Here is a 7,163-nt window from a genome sequence, read left to right on the forward strand (position 1 = left end):
CAGAAGCGGCGACTGAAGAGGTGATCACGGACCCTGGCGCAGTGCACCGCGAGTCTTCGGCAGCCCAGTGACGGCGCCCAGGATGGTGCTGTTCAACGAGGTGAAGTTTGGTCAGGATTGGATCTTCCGCCTCGACCGTCCTCTGTTCCTCATGCTGGGGGATCGGGTCTCGACGGATGGGGGTCGTCTTCTCGTGCAGCGAGCCGATGGCCGGGAGGACTACCCGGCTGCTGACCTCGCTCCATGGTGCTGGCGCTTGCGACTCGTCTGACGGTCGTGCCCGCTGCGTGCCCGATCGGGCGGATAGCAGGGGTCTGTGGCTTCGCTGTGTGGTGGCCGGTGGCCGGTGGCCGGAGGCCGGTAGCGGCGGGGCCCGGGGGCGCGGCTGTGTGCTCGCCGGGGTGGTGTGTCAGAGCATGGCGAGCCGGTCGACCAGGAGGTCCACTCTGCGCTGGGTGTCTTCTGGTGGCAGTCGTCCGGCTCGGGTGAGGGTGGCCAGTCCGTGCAGGGCGGCCCAGAACACTTCGGTGAACAGTTCCGGGTGGACGCCGGCGCCGGCGACGGCGCTGAGGGTTTCCAGGAGGGCGGCGAAGGCGTCCTTGAGCGGCTCCGGGGTGTCCTCGTTGGCGAAGGTCAGGCCGCCGTCGAGGTGGAACATGGCGTCGTAGACCGCAGGGTTGTGTTCTGCGTAGTCGAGGTAGGCGCGGGCGAGGGCGGTGACCTGGGCGGTCGGGCCGTCCGCGCCGGTGGCCGCGGCTCGCAGCGCCGCGGCCACCTCGGCGGCACCCTCCAAGGCGACGGCGCCGATGATCTCGCGCTTGCCGCGGAAGTGGCTGTAGAGGACGGGCTGGCTGTATTCGATGCGCTCGGCGAGCCGGCGGGTGGTGACCGCGTCCCAGCCCTGCTGCTCGGCGAGTTCGCGGGCCGTCGCCACGATGAGGCGCTCGCGGACCGCCCGTTCGCGCTGCTTGCGTTCCTGTACCGACATGATTCGATCCTAGCATTGCTAGACAATCAAGCGGTGGCAGGTCTAGCGTTGACCCTACAGCTAGCAACACTAGATTCCGGGAGGGGTAGTCGTGCTCAACGCACTCGAGGTCTTCACCACCGTGGCGGTCGGCCTGATGGTCGGTGTGGAGTTCGCCGTCGCCTTCGTCCTCAACCCGATCTTGGGCGCCCTGCCCGAGGACAGCGGCCAACTCGGCCGCGCTCACGGGGGCCGGATGCTCGGCGCCGTGATGCCGGTCTGGTACATCGGCTCGCTTGTTCTCGTCGCTGTCTGGGCCATCGCCGGATGGCACCACGACGGCGCCGGCCTCGTCGTCACCGCCGGCGCGCTGCTGATCCTCAGCGTGATCATGTCGATCCTGCTGCTCGTCCCGATCAACAACCGGGGCAAGACGTGGACGCCCGAGAACCGGCCCGCCGACTGGAAGGAGCAGATGAACCGCTGGGACCGCTACCACTACGTCCGCGTCGCCGTCATCATCGCCGCCTTCGCCCTGCTGGTCGCCGCCCTCGCCTGAGCCCGCGGGCCGGCACCGCGCCGGCGGCGCACAACCCGCGTTGGCCGGGCGGCTGCGGGCCCCGGGATGTGTGAGCGCCGGGCTGATGCGGCACAAAGCCGCCCGGATTTTGGGGGCCGGAAGGGGTCACGCATCCCCCTCGGTCCGCAACGCCGTCAGCAGCATCCGGTGGACCAGGCCGGTCGTCGATGGGAAGCCCTGTGTCTGCTGGGAAGCGCGGAGGGCAGGGATCGGCCACCGGGTGCGGCGAACCTGCACCGCAACTGCCGTGGGCTGTGTGGCTACGCGGCCTGGATACGCGCGACGGGAGTGGACGGAAGATGCCCCGGCCGCTCCCGCACGGCGGGAGCGGCCGGGCCGGCCGGCCGCCGCAGCAGTTGCGCCGGGAAGGGGTCCGGGGCCACGCCCCCGCAATGGCTTTCCTTGTCCGGGCCGGTGATCGAGCCGCCGCCCACGCGTGGCCCGATAGCCGGCGCGCCGCGGGCCGGGCGCACGGTCTTCTACGGGCACGCCGATGCACAGCCCGCAGCGCCGCTGTCTGCCTCGACCAGCCCGGAGTGTCCTGCCCAGCCGCAGGAAACGGTGACAGGGGCGGTCAGCCGGGCGGCAGGGTGACAAGTGGTGTGGGCGGTGCCGGTGGTTGACGACACCGGCTTCGTCAAGAAGGGACCACCTCCGCGGGTGTGCGGCGCCAGTACTCCGGCTTGCCGGTACGCCATCGGGCCGTCGGCCGAACGGGTATGTCGTCGTGGCCGTGTCGCCCTTGGCGCACGAAGCGGCAGGCCCGCCGAGGTGAATCGGATGACGGGTGGGATCGGTTGCCGCACCGGGGCGCGCGATCGACAGTGGCGAAAGGCAATCTCCTGCCGAAGATCCCTCTTCCCTCCTGGGGGTAGATCGTGGCTTTCTCGCAGTCGGTCTCTGTCGGTCGCCCGGGCGCGGGTGAGAGCCGATGTCGTGCCAGTTCGGCGGATGGCCGCATACGCGCGCTGACCGTTGCGGCCGGCGTGTTCTGTGCCGCCGGTATCGCCCCGGCGGTGCTGCCTGGGACTGCCCACGCCCAGGGCACCTGTACCACCGCGGGCACCACGAGCACCTGCACGTTCGCCTTCACCGGTGCCGAACAGACATTCACCGTCCCCTATGGTGCTGCTCAGATCGAGGTCTCGGCGATCGGCGGTCACGGCGGGACGGAGGGATTCCATTCCACGCCCGGGGGCCGGGGCGCTCAGGTTTCGGGCACGCTCACCGGGTTGGCCGCAGGACAGACCCTCTACGTCGAAGTCGGCGGCGCGGCCTTCAACGACGGATCCTGCCTCCCGGCATCGCAGTGTGTGGGTGGGTTCAACGGCGGCGGCTCGAGCATTTTCGGCGGCGGCGGAGGCGGGGCCTCCGACGTCCGCACCCAGCCGCTGACCATCCCGCTCACCACTGCCGACTCGCGCCTGATCGTGGCCGCGGGCGGCGGCGGAGCCGGTGAGGTCTTCGCCCCGCAGTGCGTCCCGGGAAGCGCGGGTGGGGACGCCGGCCAGTCGGGTGCGGACGGGGCCTGCACCGGGGGCACCGGCGGTGGCGCGGGCACAGCCACCCAAGGCGGTGCCGGCGGCGCCCCCCTTGGCGGACCCGGTGCGCTCGGCACCGGCGGAGACGGCGCGAACGGGGAAGGCGGTGCCGGCGGTGGAGGCTACTACGGCGGTGGTGGCGGGGGGCGACTCAACTTTGGCGGCAACCCGCTCGGAAACGCGGGTGGCGGGGGCGGTGGGTCGTCCCTCGTACCCGCCGGCGGCACCGGCCCCACCGTGACCGACGCCGACGCGGGCATCACCATCAGCTACACCACCGCGCCTGCCACCTGTGCCAACGCCACACCCACGATCGTCGGAACGAATGGTCCCAATGTGCTGATCGGCACCCCCGGGAACGACGTGATCTTCGGCTTGGGCGGCAGTGACGTGATCGACGGCCGCGGCGGGAACGACCTGCTGTGCGGAGGTACCGGATACGACCGCATCACCGGCGGCGCGGGGGCCGACCGCCTCGAAGGCGGGGACGACGCCGACGTGCTGACCGGAGGCGAGGGCAACGACACGCTCTTCGGCGACAACGGTCCCGACGTCCTCGACGGCGGCCCGGGCACCAACACCAACAACGGCGGAGCCGGCCTGAACGTCTGCAGCCGTCCCCGCACCGGACCCGGCTGCACCGTCTGACGCGGAACGACCTCCCACGCGACAGCGGACGAAGAAGGAGCAAGCGTCCCCGCGCCATCGGGCGCGGGGGCCTGTTCGCCCACCGCAGCAGGCCGGACCTCCCGGTGGGCGCCGCCCCTCGTCCACGCGGTCACGCCGTTTTCCGGTCCCTGCTACCGCCTACCCTCCGGCCGGGAGGATGCCGTCACAGCCTCGCGAGGCGCCACCGGTGACGCAGCCGCCCCCGACAGCGATCGCAGGTGACAGTACATGGTCCCCATCCCGGGACGTCACGCCGTCCCCCGGCCGGCCAGAGCGCCAACGCCCGTCCTCTGCCGTTTCCTTGTGGGCTATCCGCCACCGCAAGGCCGCCGGCAGGCCGTCCCCGTGCGTCGGCTGGGCCGGTGTCGGTGCCGGATGTCGTGCGGATCCACTGGGCGCGCCTTCAAGGACTCGACCTTGAGCGGTCAGCTCATCCCCGCTGCGTCCAGCAGGGCCGTGGCGGTGGCCGTGGCCAGTCCGTGCAGGCTCTGGGCTTGGGCCATGGCGCGGGCGCTGGATCCGTCGAAGATGACGGTGAGCTGGGTGGCGAGTAGATCGGGGTCGTGCGCGCCGCCGCGACGGGCCTGTTCGCGGAAGAAGTCGGTGAGGGCGTCCTTGTAGCGTCGGGCGATCACGCTGGCGGGGTGTTCCGGGTTCTTGAGCTCGAAGGCGGTCGCCAGGAACGGGCAGCCGAGGTAGTCCGGTGACGCGGACATCGACTCGAGGTGCTCGAAGACACGCATGATGTGCTCGCGCGGTGGCAGGTCGGCCGCAGGGGCGGGCAGCAGCTGGCCGAGGTAGCGCGAACCGGCGCGGTCCAGGCTTGCCGCCAGGACCTCGTCCTTGCTGGTGAAGAGCTGGTACATCGACCGCTTGGAGACTCCAGCCGTCCGGCAGAGGGCCTCGATGCCGACGTTGACGCCTTCCCGGTAGAAGAGGGCGGCCGCGGCATCGAGGAGCCGCTCGTGAGTCGGAGCCGCCGCCGTGGTGTGTGCGGTCGGGGCAGGTGCGCTGGACGTCATAGAGGTCAGCCTACGCCTCGTGTTGCCCGGATGAAACCGATCGGTTTACAGTGCAGGAAACCGATCGGTTTCCTGCCGTCGGTCCTCACGCTGGGAGCAGATTCATGACCGCAATCGCAGGTTCCACCGTTCTCGTCACCGGAGGCAGCCGGGGCATCGGCAGGGCCCTGGTCGAGTCCCTGTACGCCCGGGGCGCCAAGAAGGTCTACGCCACCGCCCGCGACCCCCGCACCGTCACCCACACCGGTGCCGTCGCGCTGCCCCTGGAGGTCACCGATCCCGCCTCGGTGGCCGCCGTCGCGGAGCAGGCACAGGACGTCACCATCGTGATCAACAACGCCGGTGTGGCGGTAGCGGCATCGTTCCTGACCTCCCCGGTGGACGACGTCCGCCGCGATTTCGAGACCAACTTCTACGGCCCCCTGCAGATGGCCCGGGCCTTCGCCCCGATCATCGAGGCCAACGGCGGCGGCCACCTGCTCAACGTGCACTCCGTCCTGTCCTGGGTCGCGCTCTCCGGTTCCTACAGCGCGTCCAAGGCCGCGCTGTGGTCGCAGACCAATTCCCTGCGTCTGGAGTTGAAGCCGCGCGGTATCGAGGTCACCGGGCTGCATGTCGGCTACGTGGACACCGACATGGCGGCTCACGTCGACGCGCCGAAGACGTCGCCGAGCAGCGTCGCGGAGCAGGCGCTGGACGGGATCGAAACCGACGCCTACGAGGTGCTCGCCGATGAGCTCTCCCGCCAGGTCAAGGCGGGCCTGGCAGCCGACCTCGCCGGTCTGTACCCGCAATTGGCCGGCTGACGGAAGTGCCCCCGCCACGACATCCGTGGGCACGATCAATCTCAGTCGACTGCCTCGCGGACTGTCCCGCGTTGATCCTCGGCGCTGTCCGCCCGTCATGCCCGTCCCTCCGTGGCGGTCAGTCCCTGATTCCTGGACGACTCATCAACAAGAGGTAATGCCATGTCTGTCAACAGTGCGCTCGCGTACGAGGTCTTCATCGCGGACCCGATCCGGCTGAGCGTGCCTGAGCTCGTTCCCAACGGCGACCGGCGCATGTTCTCGCCCCTGTCCACCACGCTGATCTACGGCGAGCGCGACGCCGTGCTCGTCGACCCGCCCATGACGACCACTCAGGCCGAGGCCGTCGGCGAGCGGATCGAGGCCGGCGGCAAGAACCTGACCCATATTTTCGCCACGCACGGACACGGCGACCACTGGTTCACCGCCGGTGTCCTGGCCGAGCGATTCGGCGCCCAGGTCATTGCGACAGCCGGCACGATCCAGCAGATGCACCACAACGTGTCGATCCGTGCGGCCTTCTGGGACGCGTTCCTCCCCGGCCAGATCCCGGATGCTCCGGTCACGGCTGTCACGGTGCCCGACAACCGGTTCACGCTCGAAGGCCATGACCTGGTGATCGTCGAAGCCGGCCACAGCGACACCGACGACACCAGCGTCCTGCATGTCCCCGACCTCGAGCTCGTGGTCGCGGGTGATGTGATCTACAACGGCGTGCACCAGTTCCTGGTCGAAGCCGGACACGGTGGCCTGGAGGCGTGGCGCGCAGCCATCGGAATCGTCGAAGACCTCAAGCCCCGCTGGATCGTCGCCGGACACAAGAACAAGGAGCTCGATGACGATGCCATCCGCGCCGTCAGTGAGACCCGGCAGTATCTCGACACCGTCGACGAGCTGCTCCTCCAGCACGACAGCGCTCTCGGCTTCTTCAACGCCATGTTGGAGCGGTTCCCCAAGCGTCTGAATCCGGGAGCTCTGTGGGGCGGAGCCGTCGCACTCTACTCATGACCTCCGGCTGTGACCGCGCACAGCGGCCGCTGCGGTCATCGACCGTCGACCCACCGCCCGTGTGGAGGATCCCGCCGCACCTGTGAGGTGTTCGACGACAGCGTCCTGCCACCGCGCCTGCGCTACGCCCAATGCACCGAGGAGGAAGGTCGTGGCCTTTTCATGATTGCCCGACTCGCCCGCCGATGGGGCACCCGCCCGGTCTCACGCGGTGTTGGATCAGGCGGAGGCCGATCGGGCCGTCGCTGTGGCGAACGGCGTTGGTGCCCGTCACCCACCTCCTGCGAGAGATCCGAGAACTGGGCTGCACCGGCAGCGCCAACCTGCTGGTCCGCTACCTCAACCAGGACCGCGCCGTAGGCGACCGCCCTGTCACCACCTCGCGCCACGCCAGCCGCCTCCTGCTCACCGCCCCCGCGAACTGGCGCTCGAAGGAAACGACCCTCCTGGACGACTACGGGCCAGAGCCGTTGCCTGGACAGGAACGCCGGAAGCGCTGCGCTGATCACCTCGGAGGCAGGAAAATCGGCTCGGGTGTCCCGGTCAGCCGATGGGTCTGCGATGCCGGTG

6 protein-coding genes and 2 pseudogenes are annotated in these 7,163 nt (G+C 69.9%); 6 read left to right on the forward strand and 2 right to left on the reverse strand.

The window, feature by feature from the left end; genetic code table 11:
• Window positions 1–409 precede the first annotated feature (409 nt).
• Complete coding sequence (locus tag AB0F62_RS13015; RefSeq protein WP_361796408.1) at window positions 410–988, reverse strand: TetR/AcrR family transcriptional regulator; 579 nt, start codon at window positions 986–988, stop codon at window positions 410–412.
• Window positions 989–1,079: 91 nt separating this feature from the next.
• Between AB0F62_RS13015 and AB0F62_RS13020 the strand changes: the two genes are divergently transcribed.
• A complete protein-coding gene (locus AB0F62_RS13020; RefSeq protein ID WP_361796411.1) occupies window positions 1,080–1,526 on the forward strand; it encodes a DUF1772 domain-containing protein in 447 nt (148 codons plus the stop codon).
• 1,037 nt (window positions 1,527–2,563) lie between these two features.
• Window positions 2,564–3,736 (forward strand): calcium-binding protein, encoded by a 1,173-nt coding sequence (locus tag AB0F62_RS13025; RefSeq protein ID WP_361796414.1) that lies wholly within the window; start codon window positions 2,564–2,566, stop codon window positions 3,734–3,736.
• Between the two features lie 446 nt (window positions 3,737–4,182).
• Here AB0F62_RS13025 and AB0F62_RS13030 read toward each other — a convergent pair whose 3' ends face one another.
• Window positions 4,183–4,779, reverse strand: a complete 597-nt coding sequence (locus AB0F62_RS13030; RefSeq protein WP_361796417.1) for a TetR/AcrR family transcriptional regulator — start codon at window positions 4,777–4,779, stop codon at window positions 4,183–4,185.
• A gap of 104 nt (window positions 4,780–4,883) precedes the next feature.
• Between AB0F62_RS13030 and AB0F62_RS13035 the strand changes: the two genes are divergently transcribed.
• The 4 genes and pseudogenes from AB0F62_RS13035 to AB0F62_RS13050 form a co-directional block, all read left to right on the forward strand.
• Entirely contained in the window at window positions 4,884–5,585 is a 702-nt protein-coding gene (locus tag AB0F62_RS13035; protein WP_361796420.1) for an SDR family oxidoreductase, read from the forward strand.
• A 222-nt stretch (window positions 5,586–5,807) separates the two neighbouring features.
• On the forward strand, window positions 5,808–6,593 hold the full coding sequence (locus AB0F62_RS13040; protein ID WP_361796423.1) for an MBL fold metallo-hydrolase: 786 nt from the start codon (window positions 5,808–5,810) through the stop codon (window positions 6,591–6,593).
• Between the two features lie 78 nt (window positions 6,594–6,671).
• Window positions 6,672–6,953, forward strand: a pseudogene (locus tag AB0F62_RS13045) (hypothetical protein); the annotation flags it as partial.
• Window positions 6,857–7,163: pseudogene (locus AB0F62_RS13050) on the forward strand (hypothetical protein); the annotation flags it as partial. The pseudogenes AB0F62_RS13045 and AB0F62_RS13050, both read left to right, overlap by 97 nt.

It is taken from the genome of Streptomyces sp. NPDC026673 (genome assembly GCF_040638135.1).
Classification (GTDB): Bacteria; Actinomycetota; Actinomycetes; order Streptomycetales; family Streptomycetaceae; genus Actinacidiphila.